The sequence below is a fragment of the Sphingomonas carotinifaciens genome, assembly GCF_009789535.1.
Taxonomy (GTDB): Bacteria; Pseudomonadota; Alphaproteobacteria; order Sphingomonadales; family Sphingomonadaceae; genus Sphingomonas; species Sphingomonas carotinifaciens.
On the sequence record NZ_WSUT01000005.1, the window covers coordinates 1,600,685 to 1,621,846 of the forward strand.

The window sequence follows — 21,162 nt, forward strand, 5'->3', positions numbered from 1 at the left end:
CATAGATGGGGCGCCCCCGCTATGGGACGGGGAACGCGACAGAGGCAAGGTTTCGATGCGGCACTGGCTTTACATGATGATGACGCTGGTGCTGCTGTTCGTCGCAAATGGCGCGGGCGCGCAGAGCAATGCCGACCCGGCCAGTCTGCCTGCGCCGCATGTCCGCATGACGCTGATCCCGGAAACGGCCGCTCCGGCGCCGGGGGGCAGGGTGACCCTGGCCTTCTCGGCGGTGCCGCAGCCCGGCTGGCATGCCTATTGGAGCCATGGCGGGGATGCGGGGTTGGGCACCAGCCTGGACTGGACGCTGCCGCCGGGGGTGACCGCGGGGCCGCTTCGTTATCCGGTGCCGGGGCGGCTGCTGATCTCAGGCCTGATGAACTATGTCTACGAGGCGCCGTTCGCGCTGCTGGCCGATGTGTCGATCCCGCGGGATGCGGTGCCGGGCACGCGTTTGCCGGTAAAGGTGAAGGCGGATTATCTGGTATGCACCGACCGCATCTGCGTGCCGGAAAGCCAGATGTTGTCGACGGCGCTGATCGTGGGCGATGGCGCGATCGAGGCGGGATCGCTGGCGCGGTTCGATGCATGGCGGGCGGCGCTGCCGCGGCCGCTGGGGTCGCAGGCGACATACCAGGTGGCGGACGGACGCTTTCGGCTGGCCGTTCCGCTGCCGGCGGCGGCGGAGATCGGCGACGTCTATTTCTATCCCGCCGCGCCCGGTATCCTGGCGCATGCCGCGCCGCAGACGGTGCGGCGCGATGGGGATGTGCTGATCGTCGAGACCGGTGCGGCGGCGGTGCCGGTGCGCGGTGCGATCGCGGGCGTGCTGGCGACCGACAAGGGGCGCGGGCTGGCGCTGACCGCAATACCCGGTGCGGTGGCGGGCGCCACGGGTGACGGGGCCTGGCGCACGGCCCTGCTGGCGCTGATGGGGGCGGTGCTGGGTGGCGTGATCCTGAACGTCATGCCGTGCGTCTTCCCGATCCTGAGCCTGAAGGCGCTGAGCCTGGCGCGCGGCGGCGCGACCCCGGCCGCGGCACGCAGCGAGGCGCTGGCCTATAGCGCGGGCGTGGTGCTGGTGTGCGTCGGGCTGGGTGCGGCCCTGCTCGCCCTGCGCGCGGGGGGCGCGACGATGGGCTGGGCATTCCAGTTGCAGGACCCGCGCGTGATCGGCGTGCTGCTGCTGCTGGTGGCGGGGATCGCGTTCAATCTGGCGGGGTTGTTCGAACTGCCGACGCCGGCGTTTGCGGGGCGGTCGGGGCATGCGGGGGCGTTTGCGACGGGGGCGCTGGCGGCGTTCGTGGCGACGCCGTGTACGGGGCCGTTCATGGGGGCGGCGCTGGGGGCGGCGCTGGTGCTGCCGACCGGGGCGGCGCTGCTGGTGTTCGCGGGGCTGGGGCTGGGGATCGCGTTGCCCTTCCTGTTGATCGGGTTCGTGCCTCCCTTGCGCGCGCGGTTGCCGCGGCCGGGGCCGTGGATGGCGACGATGCGGCGGGTGCTGTCGGTGCCGATGTTCGTGACGGCGCTGGCGCTGGCATGGGTGCTGGGGCGGCAGGCTGGAGTGTCGGGGATGACGCTGGGGCTGGCGTCGGTGCTGGTGGCGAGCTTCGGCTTGTGGTGGACGGGGCGGCGGCAGGCGGGGGGTGCGGAGCGCGCCTGGCTGCCCGCGCTGCCGGCGCTGGCGGCGGCGGTGGCGCTGGTCGCGGTGGTGCAGCCGGCGGCGGCGGGCGGGCAGGGCGATCGCGGTGACGCCTTCAGCGAGGCGAAGCTGGCGGGCCTTCGTGCGCAAGGGCGCCCGGTCTTTGCCTATTTCACCGCCGACTGGTGCGTGACGTGCAAGGTGAACGAGGCGGCGGCGATCGAGCGGCAGTCGGTGCGCGATGCCTTTCGCCGCAACAAGGTGGCGGTGCTGGTCGGTGACTGGACGGATGGCGATCCCGTGCTGGGCCGCTTCATCGAGCGGCATAACCGCGCAGGGGTGCCGCTATACCTGTACTACGCGCCGGGCGCGGCGGGGCCGCGCGTGCTGCCCCAGGTGCTGACGCCGGCGATGCTGGAGGCGCTGAACCGCTGAAAAGCCGTGTCACAGCCGAAATGATGCTTGTTCCCGACCGATATGCACTACAGCATGGAACCGGGGCGACCGGGGGAGCGTATCGAGGTTGATGGGGAAGCGACAGGCCTTCGACGAGATCATGGGAACGGCCGGCGGACCGCCGCCGCGTGCCGAACTGACTGCACTTGGACAATGGCTGGAGCGAACGCCCGACCATGAGCTGCGTCGCCGCCAACAATCGGCGGAGGCGACGTTCCGGCAACTCGGCATCACCTTTGCGGTCTACGGCGAAAGCGATGCGGCCGAGCGGATCATTCCGTTCGACATCGTGCCGCGCGTGTTCCTGGCGGACGAATGGACGCGCCTGTCCGAAGGGCTGGTGCAGCGGGTGGAGGCAATCAACGCCTTTCTGAACGACATCTATGGCGAGCGCCGCATCCTGAAGGAAGGCGTGTTGCCGCCCGACCTGATCTTCGGCAACGCGCAGTTCCGGCCCGAAATCGCCGGCATGCGGCCGCCGCACGACGTGTGGGCGCATATCTGCGGCATCGATCTGGTCCGCACCGGCCCGGACGATTTCTTCGTGCTGGAGGACAATGCCCGCACGCCGTCCGGCGTCAGCTACATGCTGGAAAATCGCGAGGCGATGCTGCGGCTGTGTCCCGAGCTGTTCCGCCAGTTCCGCGTGGCGGCAGTGGACAGTTACCCGGACAAGCTGTTGCAGACGATGAAGTCGGTCGCGCCGCACGGGGTGGGCAATCCCGTGTGCGTGGTGCTGACGCCGGGACATTACAATTCCGCCTATTACGAGCACAGCTTCCTGGCCGATTCGATGGGCGTCGAGCTGGTCGAGGCGGCGGACCTGGTGGTCGACGACGACATCGTGTGGATGCGCACCATTGCCGGCCGGGTGAAGGTGGACGTGATCTATCGCCGGGTGGACGACGATTACCTCGACCCGCTGGTATTCCGTCCCGATTCGATGCTGGGCGTGCCGGGGCTGATCGCCGCCTATGCCGCGGGCAACGTCGCCATCCTGAACGCACCGGGCAACGGCATCGCCGACGACAAGGCGATCTACAGCTACATGCCCGAGATCGTGCGCTTCTATTCGGGGAGCGAGCCGAAGCTGCCCAATGTCGAGACGTGGCGGTGCCGCGAGCCGGAGGCGCTGCGCTACACGCTCGACCATTTGGACGAACTGGTGGTCAAGCTGGTCGATGGTTCGGGCGGATATGGCATGCTGGTCGGCCCGACCGCGAGCCGTGCGGAGATCGAGGCGTTCCGCGCCGCGCTGATCGCGCAACCGGAACGCTATATCGCGCAGCCGACGCTGGCGCTGTCGACGGTGCCGACGCTGGCGGACAGCGGGCTGGCGCCGCGGCACGTGGATTTCCGCCCGTTCGTGCTGACCGGATCGAAGGGCGTGCAGGTGGTGCCCGGCGGCCTGACCCGCGTGGCACTTCGCGAGGGATCGCTGGTGGTCAATTCGAGCCAGGGCGGCGGCACCAAGGACAGTTTCGTGCTGATGGACGATGCCGGCATGCGGCAGGGCCAGACGCTGGAAGGGGTGCAGGAGCAGACCATGGGGGGCATGACGCAAAGCCAGGGTCTGGGCCAGACTGCGGGTCAGGAGCGCCGGTCATGACGGTGCGGCGACCGACGCCGTGCGCTGCGGGATCGCGCGCATGCTGAGCCGGACGGCATCCTCGCTCTACTGGCTGGGGCGATATTGCGAGCGGGCGGACTTCATCGCGCGGCTGGTGGAGGCGACGGTGCGGCTGGACGTGCTGTCGCCGCGCTCCGCCGGGCTGGCGGCGTGGAATACCGCGCTGACCGTGACCGAGACGACCGAGGCCTATGCCACGGGCGGACGCGAACTGCGCCGGCGCGATGTCGGCCGCTTCCTGACGGTGGATTCGAGCCATCCGGGATCGCTGGTCCGCTGTCTGGACATGGCCCGCAACAACGCGCGGGCGGTGCGCACCGCGCTGACCCGCGAGGCGTGGACCGGGATCAACCGGGCATGGCTGGTGTTCGAGAGCCGGCCGGCGGCCGATACCCCGACCGAAGTGCTGAACCTCGTCGAGGCGGTGAAGAACGAGACCCGCGGCTTCGAAGGCGCAGTGCACCGGATGCTGCGCAACCAGACGACGTGGTTCATCCGGCTGGGGCAGGCGGTGGAACGCGCGGACAATACCGCGCGGCTGCTCGACGTGAAATACCATATCCTGCTGCCGGCCGGTGAGCGGGTGGGCGGCGTGGTCGATCGCGACCAGTGGACGACGTTGCTGCAGACGGTGTCGGCGGTGACCGCCTATCGCTGGCTGTATTCGGACGGGCTGGAGCCGGCCAACGTCATCGACCTGCTGATCGCCCGGTCCGAACTGCCGCGCAGCCTGGCGGCGTCGGTGGAGGAAACGGTGGACGTGCTGGGTATGCTGGCGCGGCGCACCGGCCAGCATGGCGAGGCGGACCGGATGGCGCGGCTGCGTGCCAGCCGCGTCGCCAAGACGCGGTCGGGCGAAGTGATCGCATCCGGACTACATCAATATCTTCAAGCGTTCATCCATGAGAATGCCTTGCTGCACAGTGCCATAGGCCGGCAGTTCAAGTTTAGTTGAGGTCCATCATCGCGGTGGAGAGGGCGAGAGGGACGCACGAAACCAAGGGGGGCGGCAATGCGGCTTTCGATCGATCATCGCACGGTTTATCGTTTCTCCGAACCGCAATCACGGCTGGTGCAGATGCTGCGCCTGACGCCGGAGAATACGCATGACCAGACGGTCGCAGGGTGGCGGATCGATGTCGATCGCGACGCGCGTCTGAGGGAGGGGCGGGACGGGTTCGGCAATGCGGTGACGATGCTGTATGTCGAGGGGCCGCTGGACGGGATCGCGATCACCGTGTCGGGGGAAGTGCTGACCAGCACGTCGAGCGGGGTGTTGCGGGGCGCGGCCGAGATGCTGCCGCCGCCGCTCTATCTGCGCGCCACCGACATGACGCCGCGCGATCCGGCGATCATCGCCTTTGCCGACGAAGCGACCGGCGCGGGTGACCCGCTCGGCCGGCTGCATCGCTGGAACGCGGCACTGCATGCGCGTTTCGAGATGGACATGGGGCGGCCCGAACCGGGGCTGGACGCGGGCGGCGCGTTCCAGCGGCCGGTGGCGACGCCGCGCGACCTGACCCACATCTTCTGCGTCGGCGCGCGGGGGCTGGGCATTCCGGCGCGCTATGTCTCGGGCTATGCGCTGCGTGTCGACGGGCACCGGGCGACCCCGCATGCCTGGGCGGAGGCGCATATCGACGGGCTGGGCTGGGTTGCGTTCGACCCCTGCACGGGCATGTGCCCGGAGGAGGATTATGTGCGCGTCGCCACCGCACTGGACGCGGTGGGTGCAGCGCCGGTGGCGGGATCGCGCCTGGGCGACGGCGAGGAGGATCTGGCGGTGGATGTCAGCGTGATGCGGGAGGATTGATTTGCGGAGTCCCTCGCCCCTCCGGGGAGCATCAGGTAAACAGCGCCCCACGCTGTTTAGTCCATGCCGGGGGCATGGACGACCTGATGCTGGAGGGGCCCGCCGCAACGCGGTGGGAGGGTGAGGGGGCGCCAAGCAGCGCAGCACTGCTGGTCTGCCCCTCACCCTTCCCACTGCCTGGCGGCAGCGGGCCCCTTCCCTCTCCCCATAGGGGAGAGGGAGTTGGTCATACCGGCACGGGGGATTTCAGTTCGGCCGGGATCGGCTCGGCGTCGGGGGCGATGCGGCGCCAGCCATTGGGGCCGAGTGCCTCGATCGGGCGGTATTTGATCTTGTAGGCCATGCGGGGCGAGCCCTGCACCCAATAGCCGAGATAGACATAAGGAAGTCCGGCGGCGTGGCCGCGCAGGATGTGATCCATGATGATGAAATTGCCCATGCCGGCCCGCCCTGCACCGTCGGCGGCAAAGAAGCTGTAGATCATCGACAGGCCGTCCGCCTGCCGGTCGGTCAGGCAGGCGCCGACCAGGCGGCCGCGGCGGCCATCGACGGTGGGCTCGCGATATTCGACGATCAGCGAGTCGACGGGCGAATGCTCCACCATGTCGGCATAATCGTCCTCGTCCATGCCCGACATGCCGCCGCCGGGATGGCGCAGCGAGAGATAGTGGCGCAGCAGTTGATATTGCTCGTCCGTCGCCCAGGGGCGGCACGCGGTCACCTCCAGATCGGCGTTGCGCTTCAGTAGCTTGCGCTGGCTGGCATTGGGCACGAATTCGCCGCTGACGATGCGCACCGAGACGCAGGCAGCGCAGCCGCTGCACGACGGACGATAGGCGACGCTCTGGCTGCGGCGGAAGCCAATGCGGCCGAGCGCGTCGTTCAGCTCGCCGGCATGCGCGCCGTTCAGCTCGGTGAACACCTTGCGCTCCTGCCGGCCCGGCAGATAGGGGCAGGGGGCCGGCGAGGTGACGAAGAAGCGCGGAAAGCGGAATGGCGCGGTCACCGCCGACAGATCCCCCGGACATGCATGTGAAACAGCCTAGCTGTTAAACCTATATGAGTGGTGCATGCCCGCTTGCAAAGCGGGACGATCAGGCGAGTTCGACCTGACTTGTCTCATATCCGGCCGTGCGCAGCGCCGCGATCAGCCGGTCGAGATGCGCGCGGTCGCGGGTTTCGCATTCGATATCGGTGATCAGGCCCTTGGCGGGCAGGGTGGTGAACACGCGCTGGTGATAGACCTCGATGATGTTGACGCGTTCCTGGTCGAAAATGCGCGCGACGTTGAACAGCGCGCCGGGCTGATCTTGAAGCCGGATGCGCAGGCGCGCGAGGCGACCGGAGCGGGCAAGGTCGCGCAGCAGCACGTTGGCGAGCAGCCGCGTGTCGATATTGCCGCCGCACAGCACGATGCCGATGGTGCGGCCGCGGAACCGCTCGGGATGTTCGAGCAGCGCGGCGAGACCGGCGGCACCGGCGCCCTCGACCACGGTCTTTTCGATCTGGAGAAGGAGGCTGACCGATTCCTCAAGACAGCGTTCGCCGACCAGCACGATATCGTCGACGATGTTGGCGATCACCCGCGCGGTGATGCCGCCCGGTTCCTTGACCGCGATACCCTCTGCCAGCGTATCGCCGGCGCAGGGCAGGTCGGTGCCCCGGATGCGGTTATACATGGAGGGGTAGAGTTCGGCCTGCACGCCGACGACCTCGATCGGGTGGTCGGCGGCCTTGGCGACGGTCGCGATGCCCGAGATCAGGCCGCCGCCGCCGATCGGGATGACGAAGGTGTCGAGGCCGGGCACGTCCTCCAGCATTTCCAGTGCGGTGGTGCCCTGGCCGGCGATGATCCGGGGATCGTCGAAGGGGTGGACGAAGGTGTAGCCGCGCTCGCCCTCCAGCACGCGGGCATGGGCATAGGCGGCGTCGAAGGTGTCGCCTTCGAGAACGACGGTGGCGCCGTGGCTTTCGGTCTGGACGATCTTCACGATCGGGGTGGTGCGCGGCATGACGATGGTCACCGGCACGCCGAGCCGATTCGCGTGATAGGCGAGTCCTTGCGCATGGTTACCGGCCGAGGCGGCGATGACGCCCTTGGCCCGGGCCTCGTCAGAGAGTTGCAGCAGCGTGTTGAGCGCGCCGCGCTCCTTGTAAGCAGCGGTGAACTGGAGGTTTTCGAACTTCAGATAGACGGTCGCGCCGGTGAGTGCCGACAGCGTGCGGCTGAGCAGGGTCGGCGTCCGCACGATCGCATCGCCAATACGTGCCTGCGCGGCCCGGATATCGGCGATCGTGACGGGCGGTGCTGCCTGAACGGCGGGTTGCGTAGCCATGGCCGCCGGGACTAGCCGATATAGGGCAAGAGGTGAACAGCGTTGCGGTGGGGAAACGATGCCGAGATGGTTCCTGTCGTGGAAAGTGGCGGTGGTGGTGATCCTGGCGGGGCTGGCGGTCGGGGCGCTGGATCTGGCCGTTCGCGGCTATGCGGTGGTGCACGACCCCCTGAACCTGCTGGTCGGGGCGGAGATCGAGGATATGGGCGAGCCGCGGCGGATGCGTGAATTCGCGGTGGGCCATTATGCCGGGCGGCCGCGCGGCGACGGGACGTTCCGGCTGACCTGTCGGTCGGGACTGGTGATCCAGCGCGGCTATGTCACTGCGGGGATGAAGGAGTCCTACACGGTCGGCGCGGACGATTGCCGGCGGGCGGGGTGAAACGCGCGCTTCCCACCATGCGTCGCGCCGATTAGGAGACTGCCCCATGGCAAAGCTGGCATTTATCGGCATGGGCGTGATGGGCGCCCCGATGGCGGGGCATCTGGTCTCCGCCGGGCATGAGGTCACCGTGTTCAACCGCACCCGCGCCAAGGCGGAAGGCTGGGCGGACAGGCATGGCGGCGCGGTGGCGGATACACCGGCCGAGGCGGCGCGGGGTGCGGACGCAGTGTTCGCCTGTGTCGGCAATGACGGCGATCTGCGGCAGGTGACGCTGGGCGAGGATGGTGCGTTCGGCGCGATGCGCGCGGGTGCGTTGTTCGTGGATCACACCACCGTGTCCGCCGCGATCGCCCGCGAACTGGCCGAGGCCGGCGCGGCAAAGGGTCTGATGGTGGTCGACGCGCCGGTGTCGGGCGGGCAGGCGGGCGCCGAGAACGGCAAGCTGTCGATCATGTGCGGCGGCACGGCGGAGGCGCTGGCGGTGGCCGGGCCGCTGATGCAGGCCTATGCCGCGCGCATCGTCCATGTCGGTGCGGCAGGCGCCGGGCAGCAGACCAAGATGTGCAACCAGATCGCCATCGCCGGCGTGATCCAGGGCGTGGCGGAAAGCCTGCGCTTTGCCCAGAAGAGCGGGCTGGATACGGCCAAGGTGCTGGAGGCGATCTCCGGCGGCGCGGCGCAAAGCTGGCAGATGGTCAATCGCTGGGAATCGATGGCGGACGACCGGTTCGATTTCGGCTTCGCGATCGACTGGATGCGCAAGGACCTAGGGCTGGCGCTGGACGAGGCCAAGCGCAACGGCGCGGTGCTGCCGATGACCGCGCTGGTCGATCAATTCTATGCCGAGGTGCAGGGGATGGATGGCGGCCGTCAGGATACCAGTGCGATCGTGCGGAGGCTGCCCCGGTGAGGTTCAGGACGAAGCTGATCGCCGGATTGCTCGCGATGCTGGCGCCGGTGCCGGCGCTGGCCGATGCGCTGGTCGACAATGTGAACGGCATTACGCTGGACAAGGACGGTAAAGTCGTCCGCTTCAACGGGGTGCTGCTGTCGCTCGATGGCAAGGTGACCAAGCTGCTGTCGTCCAAGGACAAGCGGCCGGAGAAGCTGGACTGGCGCGCCGACATGAAGGGGCGCACGCTGATCCCCGGTTTCGTCGATGCGCATGGGCATATGATGGAACTGGGCTTCCGCCAGTTGGAGCTGGACCTGTCCGACGCGCGCTCGCTGGACGAGGCCAAGGCGCGGATCGCGGCCTATGCGGCGGCGAATCCCGAGCGCAAATGGATCCTGGGCGGCGGCTGGAACCAGGAGGCGTGGGGGCTGGGGCGCTTCCCGACCGCGGCCGACCTGGCAGGCGTGGCGGGGGATCGACCGATCTTCCTGTCACGGGTCGATGGGCATGCCGCCTGGGCCAACGAGGCGGCGATGAAGGTGGCGGGGGTGACGGCGAAGAGCGTGTCGCCGGCCGGGGGGCGGATCGAGAAGACGGGCGCGCAGCCGTCCGGCGTGTTCGTGGACGCGGCGCAAAGCCTGATCACCAAGGTGATTCCGCAGCCGCTGGGCAAGGAGCGCAACACCGCGTTCGTGAAGGCGCAAGGCCTGTTGCTGAGCCATGGCATCACCGCGACCGCGGACATGGGCACCTCGCTGGACGACTGGATGACCTATCGCCGGATGGGCGACCGCGGCGACCTGCGCGTGCGGATCATGAGTTACGGCGCAGGCATCGAGGATACGGTGCGGATCGGCGGCACCGGGCCGACGCCGTGGCTGTATAACGACCGGCTGCGGCTGGTGGGGGTGAAGCTGTACGGCGACGGCGCGCTGGGGTCGCGCGGCGCGTGGCTGAAGGCGCCCTATGCCGATGCGCCGGACCAGAGCGGGCTGGGCTTCATGTCCGACGACGTGATCCGCAACCTGATGGTGCGCGCATCGATGGACGGATACCAGGTCGCGGTGCACGCGATCGGCGACCGCGCCAACGCCCAGGTGCTGGATGCGATCGACGAGCTGGCCGACACCTTCAAGGGCGACCGGCGCTGGCGGATCGAGCATGCGCAAATCGTCGATCCCGCCGACCTGCCGCGCTTCGGCAAGCACGGCGTGATCGCATCGATGCATCCGGTGCACCAGACCAGCGACTGGCGGATGGCCGAGGTGCGGCTGGGGCCGAACCGGCTGGCGGGTGCCTATGCGTGGAACTCGATGCTGAAGAACGGATCGCGGCTGGCCTTCGGGTCGGACTATCCGGTGGAAAGTCCCGACCCGTTCGCGGGCTGGGCGGCGGCGTTCACCCGGATGGGGGCGGACGGGCAGCCATTCGGCGGGTGGCAGCCGCAGGAGCGGATCACGCGGGAGCAGGCATGGCGCGCCTTTACCGCGGATGCGGCGTATGCGGGCTTTGCCGAGGACAAGTTCGGGCGGCTGGGCGCCGGGCAGCGCGCGGACTTCATCATCGTCGACCGCGATCCGCTGGAGGTGGGGCCGAGCGAACTTCGCGCCACCAAGGTGCAGGAAACCTGGGTCGGCGGCGAAAAGGTCTGGGAGCGCAAGTAGCGCTCAGGCCGCGCCCGCGATGAAGCAGGCGGTGTCGGGCAGAACGGGCGCGGCCCGCCAGCCGGGCGCGTCGTGGAAGATCTGCGCCTGTTCCGGATTGGTGTAGATCACCACGATCCGCTCGGTACCTGCGGCCAGCGCCTGGTCCAGCCGCGCACGGACGCCGGCGAGGACGGTCGCGTCGAAGGGGTTGTAGAGATACACGCACAGCCGCGGCCCCGCCGGCAGATACTCGCAGGCGTCGCCCTCGAAGATCGCGGCCGGGGGCAGGGCGGGTGAGCGTTCGCGCAAGGTGGCGAGATTGCGACGGGCGATCTCGCACAAATGCGGCGACAGTTCGACGCCGGTGGCGTGCACAAAGCCGAGCTGCTGGGCGAGCATCACCATGCGGCCCTTGCCGGCGCCATAGTCGATGAAGTGATAGTCGCGGGGATCGATGCCGAGCGTGGTGACGGGATCGCGCAACATGGCCTGGGTACTGGGGGCGTAATGCACCGCGCTGCGCCGACGCTCGGCACGCAGCGCCAGATCATGCACCGCGACCATGCCGCTGGTGTCGGTGCCCCAGGCGCGATCAAAGGCGCGGTCGGCCCGGCGCGCGGCGCGGGCGGCGGGGCGCTGGGCGCGGAGGTGGTGGCAGAGCGTCTTGACGGACAACCGCAGCAATTCGCGCGGCGAGCGGTTGGCGAGGCGGGCGATCAGGGCGTCGAGCATGGCCGTGATACTGCCATGCGACGGGTTAAAGAAGTGGGTGCGGCCTCAGTCCCTCTCCCCGGAGGAAAGAGGGACTTGAAATCAGGCGACGGCGGCCTCGACCGGCTGGCCGACTTCGTCGGGTTCGCGCAGGACATAGCCGCGGCCCCAGACGGTTTCGATATAGTTCTCACCGTCGCAGGCGAGGCTGAGCTTCTTGCGCAGCTTGCAGATGAAGACGTCGATGATCTTCAGCTCGGGCTCGTCCATGCCGCCATACAGGTGGTTGAGGAACATTTCCTTGGTGAGCGTCGTGCCCTTGCGGAGCGACAAAAGCTCCAGCATCGCATATTCCTTGCCGGTCAGGTGGACACGGGCACTGTCGACCTCGACCGTCTTGGCATCGAGGTTCACCGCCAGCTTGCCGGTGCGGATGACCGACTGGCTGTGTCCCTTGGACCGGCGGACGACGGCGTGGATGCGCGCGATCAGTTCTTCGCGGTGGAAGGGCTTGGTGACGTAGTCGTCGGCGCCGAAGCCGAAGCTGCGCACCTTGGAATCCATCTCGTTGACGCCGGACAGGATCAGCACCGGCGTCGACACCCGCGCGACGCGCAGCCGCTTCAGCACGTCATAGCCGTGCATGTCGGGCAGGTTCAGGTCGAGCAGGATGATGTCGTAATCGTAGAGCTTGCCGAGGTCCAAGCCCTCTTCGCCCAGATCCGTCGTGTAGACGTTGAAGCCTTCGGTGGAGAGCATGAGCTCGATCGCCTTGGCGGTCGTCGGCTCGTCCTCGATCAGCAGTACGCGCATCTGGCATTCCCCTGTCGGTCTATTCCACGTCGGAAATCCACCGGCCCCGGCGGTCGACCCTTGATTCATTAACCACGCAATCTGTGAACGCCAAAGGTTAATTGATGCCTAAGTGGGTTTGTTATCTTTGTCGTCGCGGCGCAGCCACGCGCCGGGACCGAGCAGGGTATTGTGTTCGGCGCGCGGAATGTCCTCGCCCAGCACCTCGCGCAGATACAGGCTGCGGATCAGGGTGAAGATCACGACGAGCAGCGCGGCGGAGAAGAAAAGTCCGAACAATCCGAAGATTACGCCGACCGCGATGATGGCGAACAGGGTGACCGCCGGGGGGATGGCGACGACGCGGCTGGTGACGAAGGGGGTGATGGCGTTGGTCTGGATGATGCGGACGACGCCGAAGGTGACGAGCGTGCCGATGATCGCGCCGTTGCCATGCGTGGTGGCGGCAAGGCCGAGCGCGGGCAGCATCGCCGCGATCGGGCCGACATAGGGGACGAACTCGCTGAGCCCGGTCAGCAGGCCGAGGGCGGCGGCGGAGGGCACCCCGGCGATCCACAGGCCGAGGCCGACCAGCACGCCCATGGTGGTCATCTGGATCAACTGCGCGCGCAGCCATAGGCGCAGCGTCGAGGCGGTGTCGAACAGCGCATCCTCCACCGCACGGCGTTTGCCGCGGGGGATGAGGAACAGGAAGCCGCGCTCATACACCTTGGGATCGGCGGCGAAGAACAACGCGCCGACGAGGAGGAGCAGGCAGTTGAGCACGAACTCACCCGCGCCCGTCGCGATCCCGCCGACATCCTGCGCGACGCGGCTGCCGGCATAGGCGGCCTGCACCGCATCGACCACCTTGGCGCCGACCGGCGACTGGCTCGCCCACGCCTCCAGATTGCCGAGCAGCGAGGGCAGTTGCGTGACAAGCGTGTTGAGTTGCTGGCGAAAGGCAACGCCGAACAGCCAGCCGAGAAAACCGATCACCGCCAGCACGGTGACGATCGCCATGCTGAGCGACCGCTTGGGGCCGACCGGCAGGTGATCGCGGTAGAGATCGGCGATGGCGTGGATGACGATCGCACCCAGAATGGAGCCAAAGGCGAGAATCAGCAGGTCGCCGGCGCGGTAGAGCGCGGCGGTGATGGCGACGATGAGGATGGTGAGGACGACCCGGCGGACATAGCGGGCATCGTCCTCGTCGGGAGTCAGGCGGCTCATCGACCCGCTCCGCACGGATCGCGGACATGATCGGCCAGATAGCCGATCAGCGCCTCGACACGCGCGGGACGCAACGGGCTGGGCGGGGTGAGCAGGTGGAGACCGATCGCCGGGGGCGCCCAGTCCGGCAGGATTTCCACCACCCGGCCATCGGCCAGATAGGGCCCGATGATGAAGCCGGGCAGGCGCGCGATGCCGAGCCCGGCGAGGATCGCGGGCACCAGCGCGTCGCCGCTATTGGCGCTGAGCGGTCCTTCGGCGCGGACGGACACCTCGGCACCGTCGGCGCGGCGAAAGCGCCAGGGGCCGGCGAGGTTGGAATAGCCGAGCAGCCGGTGTTCGCCCAGTTCCGCCGGATGCGCGGGATGCCCGTGTTCGGCGAGATAACCGGGCGAGGCGATGATGTGGGTCGAGATGCCGCACAGCCGGCGCGCCCGCAGGCTGCTGTCCGGCAGATCGGCGATGCGCAGCGCGATGTCGAACCCTTCGGCGACGATGTCGATGCGCGAATCGGAGAGGCTGAGCTCGATCTCGATCCCCGGGTGCAGCTTCAGGAAATCGGCGAGCAGGGGGGCGATGTTGGCGACCCCGAACGACATGGGCGCGGCGAGGCGGACGCGACCCGTGGGGGCGCTGGCGGCATGGTGGGCCGCCTCCTCAGCGGCGCGCGCCTCGGCCAGGATGCGGGCGGCGTGCTCGGACAATGGCTTGCCCGCCTCGGTCAGCGCCAGGCGGCGCGAGGTGCGGTGGAACAGCGACTGGCCCAGTTGCGCCTCCAGCCGGGTGATCGCCTTGGACACGGTGGCCTTGGACAGGCCGATCGCCTCTGCCGCGGCGCTGAACGAGCGATGTTCGACCACCGCGGCGAAGATCGCCCAGGCTTCCAGATCCGGCAGGCGCATGACGTGACCCCTTGTTGATCCGGCCCATGTTAATACGGGAAACGATCGGTTTCCAGCGTTTCCGTTTACGCGATCGATGGCCTGCTTATCTTGGGGGCAACCAAACGGGAGCATGACATCATGACCACCGACACGCTGAACACCATCGACCGCCGCGCCTTTGATTCGCTCGGCCATGCCGATCACGGCTGGCTGAACGCGCGGCACCATTTCTCCTTTGCCAACTACTACGATCCCGCCCGGATGGGGTGGGGGGCGATCCGGGTGTGGAACGACGACGAGATCGCCGCCAATGCCGGTTTCCCGCCGCATCCGCATGCCGACATGGAGATCATCACCTATGTCCGCTCCGGTGCGATCACGCACCAGGATTCGCTGGGCAACAGCGGCCGTACCGCGGCGGGCGACGTGCAGGTGATGAGCGCCGGGACCGGCGTGCGCCATGCCGAATATAATCTGGAGTCCGAGACGACGCGCATCTTCCAGATCTGGATCGAGCCGCGCCGTCGCGGTGGCCAGCCGAGTTGGGGTGCCAAGCCCTTCCCCAAGGGCGAGCGTTCCGGCCGGTTCGTGACGCTGGCGAGCGGCTTTGCCGATGACGGCGATGCGCTGCCGATCCGGGCGGATGCGCGGGTGCTGGGCGCGACGCTGAAGGCCGGCGAAAGCGTCGAGCATGCGGTGGGCGAGGGGCGGCATGCCTATCTCGTGCCCGCAACCGGGCGGATCACGATCGACGGTGTCGCGTTCTCCGCCCGCGATGGCGCGGCGCTGAGCGGCGGCCAGCGCGTGACCATCACCGCGGTCGAGGATGCCGAAATCGTCCTTGTCGACGCCGCATAACGTTTCTCGTTCACGTTCAAGGAAACCGACCATGACCAAGGTGCTCGTTCTGTATTACTCGTCCTATGGCCATATCGAGCAGATGGCGGACGCGATCGCCGAGGGTGCCCGTGCCGGCGGTGCCGAGGTGGACATCCGCCGCGTGAAGGAGACCGCGCCCGCCGAGGTGGTCGCCGCCGCGCACTTCAAGACCGATACCGCGCATCCCGAGATCGAGGGGCCGGACGCGCTGACCAACTATGACGCGGTAATCGTCGGCGCACCGACCCGCTATGGCCGGATGCCTTCCCAGATGGCGGCCTTCTGGGACACGACGGGCGGCGTGTGGATGAAGGGCGGCCTGGTCGGCAAGGTCGGCGGCGCGTTCACCTCCACCGCCAGCCAGCATGGCGGGCAGGAGACGACGTTGTTCTCGATCCTGACCAACCTGCTGCATCACGGCATGACGATCGTCGGGCTGGATTACGGCTTTTCCGGCCAGAACGGCGTCAATGCGGTGAAGGGCGGCACGCCCTACGGCGCCAGCACGATCGCCGACGGCGATGGCAGCCGCCAGCCGAGCCAGGTGGAACTCGATGGTGCGCGCTATCAGGGCAAGCGCATTGCCGAGACCGCGGCGAAGTTGAAGGGGTAACGCCTTTATACCCTCTCCCCTCCCGGGGAGGGGGTGTATGGCGTGCCGCTACTTCCGCTTGCGCTTGCCTTTCCTGGGCTCCGGCGCAGGCGGTGCCGCGGGAATGGGCGGCTGGGCGGACACGGTCACCTTGACCAGGTCCGCCACCGCGGGATTGGCCGGAAAGGCCGCCCGCGCCTTGGCGAAGATGAAGCGGGCACGGGCGGCGCCCGGCGCGGTGGCGCTGGCGCCGACCCAGCGCCAATGCCACGGCTCCCACTTCACCCGCTGCTTGTTGGCGGCGGGGAAGCTCAGTTCGAAGCCGTATTTCGGGCCGTTCGCCATCAGCCAGCGAAAGGCCGGCGTCGCGGCCATGCAGGCTTCGGCATCTGGGCAGTTGGGCGAAGGGCGGACGGCGAAGTCGATCGCATAGCCCGTCGTGTGCTCGCTATGCCCCGGCGGCGCGACGGAGATCGCGCGCGACGATGCATCGCCCGGTTGTTCGCGGCAGAAGACATTGCCCTGCCGGATGATCGCGCGGTGACAGGACAGGCCGCGCAGCGACCCCATGACCGCCGGATCGCCCGCCGCGGCGGCGATCAGCCGCTGGAGATCGGGCAGCATGTCGCGCCGGATCATGCAGCGCTGGCCAAGGGCGAACCCCGCGGGCGCTTCCACTAGTTCGTCGCGCGACACGTCGCCATAGGGGAAATGGCCCAGCACGCGGCCATCGGCGGACGGCTTCAGCCCGGTGCCCTCGCAAATCTGCGCCGCGGCCAGGCCGGGGGCGAGAAGAAGCGACAGGAAGGGCAGCATTCGCAGCATCATAATCCACCGGCTCTGGCATGTGCGCGCACTCGGTGGCAAGGGAGCGGCATCATGCATGGTGACCGAGTACTCTTTATCGACGGCGAAGCGCTGGTGATCGACAAGCCCGCCGGGCTGCCCGTCGATCCGCCGCGCGATGGCGCCATCAGTCTGGAAAACCATCTGGATTCGCTTCGCTTCGGCTTCCAGCGCTGGCCGCAGCCGGTGCACCGTCTGGACCGCGACACCAGTGGCTGCCTGCTCCTGTCGCGCAATCCCAAGGCGCATGCGCGCTTCCAGCAGGCGTTCGAGGGCGGGCTGGTCGAAAAGCGCTATCTGGCGGTGCTGGACGGGCTGGTCGAGGGGGAGGGCGTGATCGACCTCGCACTCGCCAAGGTTTCCACGCGCGAAACCGGATGGCGGATGGTCCCGGATACGAACGGCAAGGCGGCCCGCTCGGGCTGGCGCGCGATCCGGCAGGAGGGCGGGCGCACGCTGGTGGAGTTCCGGCCGGAGACGGGGCGGACGCACCAGATCCGCGTCCATGCCGCCGCGGGGCTGGGCGTCGCGGTGGTCGGCGATCCGGTATATGGGCGCGCGGATGCGGCCGGCATGCTGCTCCACGCCGCGGACCTGAAGATCGGCCGCGGGGCCAAGGACCCGATCGTGGCGAGCGCGCCGGTGCCCGAACGCTTCGGAACCTTCGCCGCATAGCTGCCCGATGGTCGCCATTCCCGTTACCCGCTCCATCTCCATCGACAGCGACGAACTGGTCGAGACGGCGACGCGTTCGGGAGGCGCCGGGGGGCAGCATGTGAACACCACCGATTCGGCGGTGGTGCTGCGCTTCGACGTCGCCGGTTCGCCCAACCTGCCCGACATGGTGAAGCGGCGGCTGATCGAACTGGCGGGATCGCGGATGACGCGGGAGGGCGTGCTGATCCTGCGCGGCGAATCGAGCCGGTCGCAGCACATGAACCGGGAAGAGGTGCGCGAGCGGTTGCTGGCGCTGATCCGCGACGCGACCTTTGTTCAGAAGAAGCGCCGCCCGACCAAGCCGACCCGTGCGTCGCAGACGCGGCGGGTGGACGCCAAGAAGGGGCGCAGCACGGTCAAGGCGGGACGCGGCAAGCCGCGGCTGGATTGAGGCCGTCAGGCGGGCGGCAATTGTTCCAGCAGGCGTGGCGACCGATCCTGCCGAACCAGGATGCCGGCGCGGAACGGCGCCTGATGGCGTTCATACCAGTCGGCGGGGCAGAACCCGTCCGGCGGCGCCACGGGGGCCGGCGGTTCGGCGGCGGCGGCCAATGGCACCGTGTCTGGCATTGCGAACTCTCCCATCGACGCCAAGCTGTACCAAGATGCCAGCGCCGTGCATCCGGAAAAATCCCCGAACTTATCCTTTTGTTGCAAACAGATGAGGCAATGAGGCGGGAGGGGCGGTTTGCATCGTGCCGGGGCCGGCCTACATGGCGGCGCATGTTCCAGTTCGATATCGCCGCCGGCTCCAAGGCGGAGCTTTACCGTGACCTGCACGCCGCGCTCGACGCGCTGACCGCGGGAGAGCGCGACGCGATCGCCAACATGGCGAATGCTGCCGCGCTGATCTGGCAATATCTGCCCGCGCTGAACTGGTCCGGTTTCTACCGGATGGTGGAGGGCGAACTGGTGCTGGGGCCATTCCAGGGCAAGGCGGCCTGCATCCGCATCCCGCTGGGCAAAGGCGTGTGCGGCGCGGCGGCGGCAAGCGGGGAGACGCAGCGCGTCGCCGATGTCCATGCCTTTCCGGGACATATCGCATGCGATGCGGCGAGCCGGTCGGAGCTGGTGGTGCCGATCGTCGTCGACGGCCGCGTGCTGGGGGTGCTCGACCTCGACAGCCCGGTGCCCGACCGTTTCGACGCGGAGGACCAGCAGGGGTGCGAGGCGCTGATGGCGCTGCTGGCTCCCCGGCTTGGCTGAAGGCGTATCGCGCGGCCCAAATCGGGACGGCGGCGGGCGCTTCTCGGCTTACGCAGGGGCATGGTAAGCAACCTGTAAACCGGCTGCCGCGTTGGCGGGGCTGACAACAGGGAGACAGGCGACCATGCGGACGCTGCTGCTCGCAGGCGCGGGTATCATCACGGCGATCAGTGGCGGGGCACAGGCCCAGCGGGCACCGGGCGCGAGCTATCCGCCGCCGGGTGCGAATGTGCCGGCACCCCAACCGCCTGCGGCCCTGCCGCCCGCAAACCGGCCGAACGCCAGCCACCGCCCGGCGCCGCTCCCTGCCGCCGCCCGGCCGACCGCCGCGCGCTGGGGCAGCATGGTGGATGGCCGCTGGTGGGGCGGCGCGAATGCGCCGGGGGGCTGGAACGCCTATCGTCGCCCGGTGCGCGGCGTCGCCTTGCCACCCTATTGGGTATCGCCGCGGTTCACGGTCAACGACTGGCGCGACTATGGGCTCGACACGCCCGGCCGGGGGCGCCGCTGGGCGCGCTATTATGACGATGCGGTGCTGATCGACGATCGTGGCACGGTCTATGACATGGTGGGCGACGTCGACTGGATGGGCGAACGCCGGCGCGAACAGTTCGCGCGCGACGATCGCCGCGACGGTGACGGCCTGACGGGTGCTGCCATCGGTGCGGTGGCGGGTGGTGTTGCCGGCAATGTGATTGCCGGACGGGGCAACCGGCTGGGCGGGACGCTGATCGGGGCAGGGGTCGGCGCGGCGGGCGGTTATGCGATCGACCGCTCGCGTTCGCGCGGCCGGGGACGCCGGGCGGAACCGGGATATGACTATCTGGTCGCCCCCGATTACGGGCCCGGTTATGCCGACGATGACGGCCCGGGATACGACCCCTATTATGACGACGGCTATCCGCCGCCCCCGCCCCCGGTCGCCCCGGCGGTGACGACGGTGCAGGGCGGTGCGCCCTGGGTCTCGCCCGACGGGCGTACCACGGTGACGACCACCACCGCGGGCGGATATCCGGCCGGTGGCTATTATTATCCGGGCACGACCACGACGACGGTGGTGGTGCAGAGTGCACCGGTGGTCACCACCACGACCACCGAGGTGTATGAGGACCGGGTGCGCTACTCACCGCGCAAGGTGGTCCGGCGCAAGACGAAGCTGCTGCGCCGCTGAACGACGCTGCCCGTTCCCCGACGGGAACGGGCCGGTGGCGCTATCGTCCCTCGCGGCCCGCGAAGGTGACCAGGCTTTCCGCGCCGTCCGCGCCGATCGCGGAGACGCCGACGAAGTGATCGTCGACCGGCACCTGCGTCAGCACGGTTTCGGTTTCGGTCACTTCGCGCGACTGGCTCCAGTCCTGCGTGTCGTTGCGGCGCCAATGGACGCGGTAGCGGACCGCACCGGGAACCGCGGCCCATTTCACCGTCGTGTCGCGCGACAGGGCACCGGCGATCGAGGCACTTGCCGGCGCCGCGGGGGCCGCGGCAAGGCGCTGCACCGTGGCGACGTTCACCGCGGTGACCTTGGCCAGATAGGGAAAGTCCATCTTGTCGATCGTGTCGCCATAGGCGGTGCCCGCCTCGGTACGCAGATCCTGATGCTGCGCGTCCCAATCCTCGTTGGCGACCGAGAAGCGGATCGCAGGATAGCCGAGCTTCAGGAACGGTTCGTGATCGCCGCCGCGCCCGAACCGATCCGGGCGGCGATCGAGAAACACGTCGACCCCGCGCGGGCCGAGCCCGTCGGCGATGCCGTCGATCGCCTTGGCCAGCGCGCGGCTGGGGCCGTCATCCTCGCCACCCTCCGACCGGCGGCGCTGTTGCTGCGCCAGATCCTCGGACGAGCGGATGCCTTCGGAAAAGACGCGCACCCAGCGCGCCTCGCGCTTGCCGCCCTGGCCCATCGTGTTGCCGACGATATCGTTGTTGAGCATCGCCGACACCTGCCAGCCGCGCGGCTTGGCGGTTTCGGCCAGCAGCGTCGCGCCCCACAGACCCTGTTCCTCGCCGGAAAAGACCGCATAGACGATCGTCGCATCGAACTGCCTGCCGGCCAGCAGGCGCGCCGCCTCCAGCACCAGGGCGACGCCGGAGGCATCGTCATTGGCGCCGGGTGCATCGTCGGTGAAGTTCATCACGTCGGTGACGCGGCTGTCGATATGCGCGCCGACGATCACGACGCGGTTAGGATCGCGACCGCGCTGGATGCCCAGCACGTCCTCCACCATCACCCCGTTGGGCGCCCGCGGGCCGGTGAAGGAGCGATTGATCCGCTCCACGGTGATGCAGCCGCCGCAGGTGGCGCCGATCTCCTGAAACTGTGCCGCGGCCCAGTCGCGCGCGGCGCCGATGCCGCGTTTGGGATCGGTGGTGGTCGACAGGGTGTGACGCGTGCCGAAGCCGACCAGGGCGGCGACGCTGGCCTTCAGCCGGGGAACGGACGGGGCGGGGGCGGCAGGCGCCGCGGCGGCGAGAAGCAGGGCAGCAATCATGCGGGCGACC

At 68.6% G+C, this 21,162-nt stretch carries 22 protein-coding genes; 13 read left to right on the top strand and 9 right to left on the bottom strand.

Annotated features, from left to right (window positions below):
* Positions 1-55: 55 nt before the first annotated feature.
* The 4 genes from GQR91_RS09605 to GQR91_RS09620 all read left to right on the top strand — a co-directional run bounded on the left by GQR91_RS09605 (position 56) and on the right by GQR91_RS09620 (position 5,541).
* Positions 56-2,077, top strand: a complete 2,022-nt coding sequence (locus GQR91_RS09605; RefSeq protein ID WP_149681912.1) for a protein-disulfide reductase DsbD family protein — start codon at positions 56-58, stop codon at positions 2,075-2,077.
* 91 nt (positions 2,078-2,168) lie between these two features.
* On the top strand, positions 2,169-3,707 hold the full coding sequence (locus GQR91_RS09610) for a circularly permuted type 2 ATP-grasp protein (protein WP_149681911.1): 1,539 nt from the start codon (positions 2,169-2,171) through the stop codon (positions 3,705-3,707).
* Between the two features lie 40 nt (positions 3,708-3,747).
* Entirely contained in the window at positions 3,748-4,683 is a 936-nt protein-coding gene (locus tag GQR91_RS09615; RefSeq protein WP_149681910.1) for an alpha-E domain-containing protein, read from the top strand.
* A 57-nt stretch (positions 4,684-4,740) separates the two neighbouring features.
* Positions 4,741-5,541: a transglutaminase family protein gene (locus GQR91_RS09620; RefSeq protein ID WP_112383402.1), complete on the top strand. Its 801-nt coding sequence runs from the start codon at positions 4,741-4,743 to the stop codon at positions 5,539-5,541.
* A 226-nt stretch (positions 5,542-5,767) separates the two neighbouring features.
* On the opposite strand, the gene GQR91_RS09625 is transcribed toward GQR91_RS09620, so the two are convergent.
* Both GQR91_RS09625 and GQR91_RS09630 read right to left on the bottom strand, forming a co-directional pair.
* Positions 5,768-6,547, bottom strand: coding sequence for an arginyltransferase (locus GQR91_RS09625; RefSeq protein ID WP_149681909.1), 780 nt, complete (start codon positions 6,545-6,547; stop codon positions 5,768-5,770).
* A gap of 88 nt (positions 6,548-6,635) precedes the next feature.
* Positions 6,636-7,877, bottom strand: a complete 1,242-nt coding sequence (locus GQR91_RS09630; protein WP_149681908.1) for a threonine ammonia-lyase — start codon at positions 7,875-7,877, stop codon at positions 6,636-6,638.
* A 58-nt stretch (positions 7,878-7,935) separates the two neighbouring features.
* On the opposite strand from GQR91_RS09630, the gene GQR91_RS09635 reads away from it, so the two are divergent.
* Genes GQR91_RS09635 through GQR91_RS09645 form a run of 3 tightly spaced genes read left to right on the top strand, consistent with a single transcriptional unit; the run spans position 7,936 to position 10,821 of the window.
* On the top strand, positions 7,936-8,259 hold the full coding sequence (locus GQR91_RS09635; RefSeq protein WP_149681907.1) for a hypothetical protein: 324 nt from the start codon (positions 7,936-7,938) through the stop codon (positions 8,257-8,259).
* Positions 8,240-9,172, top strand: coding sequence for an NAD(P)-dependent oxidoreductase (locus tag GQR91_RS09640; RefSeq protein WP_268878316.1), 933 nt, complete (start codon positions 8,240-8,242; stop codon positions 9,170-9,172). The genes GQR91_RS09635 and GQR91_RS09640 overlap by 20 nt, the downstream gene beginning before the upstream one ends.
* Before the next feature lie 35 nt (positions 9,173-9,207).
* Positions 9,208-10,821 carry an amidohydrolase gene (locus tag GQR91_RS09645; protein ID WP_149682019.1) on the top strand — a complete coding sequence of 538 codons (1,614 nt, stop codon included), beginning with the start codon at positions 9,208-9,210 and terminating at the stop codon, positions 10,819-10,821.
* Between the two features lie 3 nt (positions 10,822-10,824).
* On the opposite strand, the gene GQR91_RS09650 is transcribed toward GQR91_RS09645, so the two are convergent.
* The 4 genes from GQR91_RS09650 to GQR91_RS09665 form a co-directional block, all read right to left on the bottom strand.
* A complete protein-coding gene (locus GQR91_RS09650; protein ID WP_149681905.1) occupies positions 10,825-11,535 on the bottom strand; it encodes a class I SAM-dependent methyltransferase in 711 nt (236 codons plus the stop codon).
* Between the two features lie 81 nt (positions 11,536-11,616).
* Positions 11,617-12,327 (bottom strand): response regulator transcription factor CtrA, encoded by a 711-nt coding sequence (gene ctrA / locus GQR91_RS09655; RefSeq protein WP_112383408.1) that lies wholly within the window; start codon positions 12,325-12,327, stop codon positions 11,617-11,619.
* A 108-nt stretch (positions 12,328-12,435) separates the two neighbouring features.
* Positions 12,436-13,539, bottom strand: coding sequence for an AI-2E family transporter (locus GQR91_RS09660; protein ID WP_149681904.1), 1,104 nt, complete (start codon positions 13,537-13,539; stop codon positions 12,436-12,438).
* On the bottom strand, positions 13,536-14,441 hold the full coding sequence (locus tag GQR91_RS09665) for a LysR family transcriptional regulator (RefSeq protein WP_112383410.1): 906 nt from the start codon (positions 14,439-14,441) through the stop codon (positions 13,536-13,538). Before GQR91_RS09665 ends, GQR91_RS09660 begins: the two co-directional genes overlap by 4 nt.
* Before the next feature lie 120 nt (positions 14,442-14,561).
* Here GQR91_RS09665 and GQR91_RS09670 point away from each other — a divergent pair, with 120 nt between their 5' ends.
* Together GQR91_RS09670 and wrbA are read left to right on the top strand one after the other, a co-directional pair.
* Positions 14,562-15,281: a pirin family protein gene (locus tag GQR91_RS09670; RefSeq protein WP_149681903.1), complete on the top strand. Its 720-nt coding sequence runs from the start codon at positions 14,562-14,564 to the stop codon at positions 15,279-15,281.
* A gap of 31 nt (positions 15,282-15,312) precedes the next feature.
* Positions 15,313-15,915, top strand: coding sequence for an NAD(P)H:quinone oxidoreductase (wrbA, locus tag GQR91_RS09675; protein ID WP_149681902.1), 603 nt, complete (start codon positions 15,313-15,315; stop codon positions 15,913-15,915).
* A gap of 48 nt (positions 15,916-15,963) precedes the next feature.
* On the opposite strand, the gene GQR91_RS09680 is transcribed toward wrbA, so the two are convergent.
* Positions 15,964-16,722 (bottom strand): M15 family metallopeptidase, encoded by a 759-nt coding sequence (locus GQR91_RS09680; RefSeq protein ID WP_235903940.1) that lies wholly within the window; start codon positions 16,720-16,722, stop codon positions 15,964-15,966.
* Between the two features lie 51 nt (positions 16,723-16,773).
* On the opposite strand from GQR91_RS09680, the gene GQR91_RS09685 reads away from it, so the two are divergent.
* Positions 16,774-17,415 (top strand): RluA family pseudouridine synthase, encoded by a 642-nt coding sequence (locus GQR91_RS09685; RefSeq protein WP_149681901.1) that lies wholly within the window; start codon positions 16,774-16,776, stop codon positions 17,413-17,415.
* 7 nt (positions 17,416-17,422) lie between these two features.
* Complete coding sequence (gene arfB / locus GQR91_RS09690; protein ID WP_112383415.1) at positions 17,423-17,848, top strand: alternative ribosome rescue aminoacyl-tRNA hydrolase ArfB; 426 nt, start codon at positions 17,423-17,425, stop codon at positions 17,846-17,848.
* Positions 17,849-17,853: 5 nt separating this feature from the next.
* On the opposite strand, the gene GQR91_RS09695 is transcribed toward arfB, so the two are convergent.
* Positions 17,854-18,027 (bottom strand): hypothetical protein, encoded by a 174-nt coding sequence (locus GQR91_RS09695; protein ID WP_160146753.1) that lies wholly within the window; start codon positions 18,025-18,027, stop codon positions 17,854-17,856.
* Positions 18,028-18,180: 153 nt separating this feature from the next.
* Between GQR91_RS09695 and GQR91_RS09700 the strand changes: the two genes are divergently transcribed.
* Together GQR91_RS09700 and GQR91_RS09705 are read left to right on the top strand one after the other, a co-directional pair.
* Complete coding sequence (locus GQR91_RS09700; protein ID WP_149681900.1) at positions 18,181-18,663, top strand: GAF domain-containing protein; 483 nt, start codon at positions 18,181-18,183, stop codon at positions 18,661-18,663.
* Positions 18,664-18,787: 124 nt separating this feature from the next.
* Complete coding sequence (locus tag GQR91_RS09705) at positions 18,788-19,834, top strand: RcnB family protein (RefSeq protein WP_149681899.1); 1,047 nt, start codon at positions 18,788-18,790, stop codon at positions 19,832-19,834.
* Positions 19,835-19,874: 40 nt separating this feature from the next.
* Here GQR91_RS09705 and GQR91_RS09710 read toward each other — a convergent pair whose 3' ends face one another.
* Positions 19,875-21,152, bottom strand: a complete 1,278-nt coding sequence (locus GQR91_RS09710; RefSeq protein ID WP_149681898.1) for a M20/M25/M40 family metallo-hydrolase — start codon at positions 21,150-21,152, stop codon at positions 19,875-19,877.
* Between the last annotated feature and the right edge of the window lie 10 nt (positions 21,153-21,162).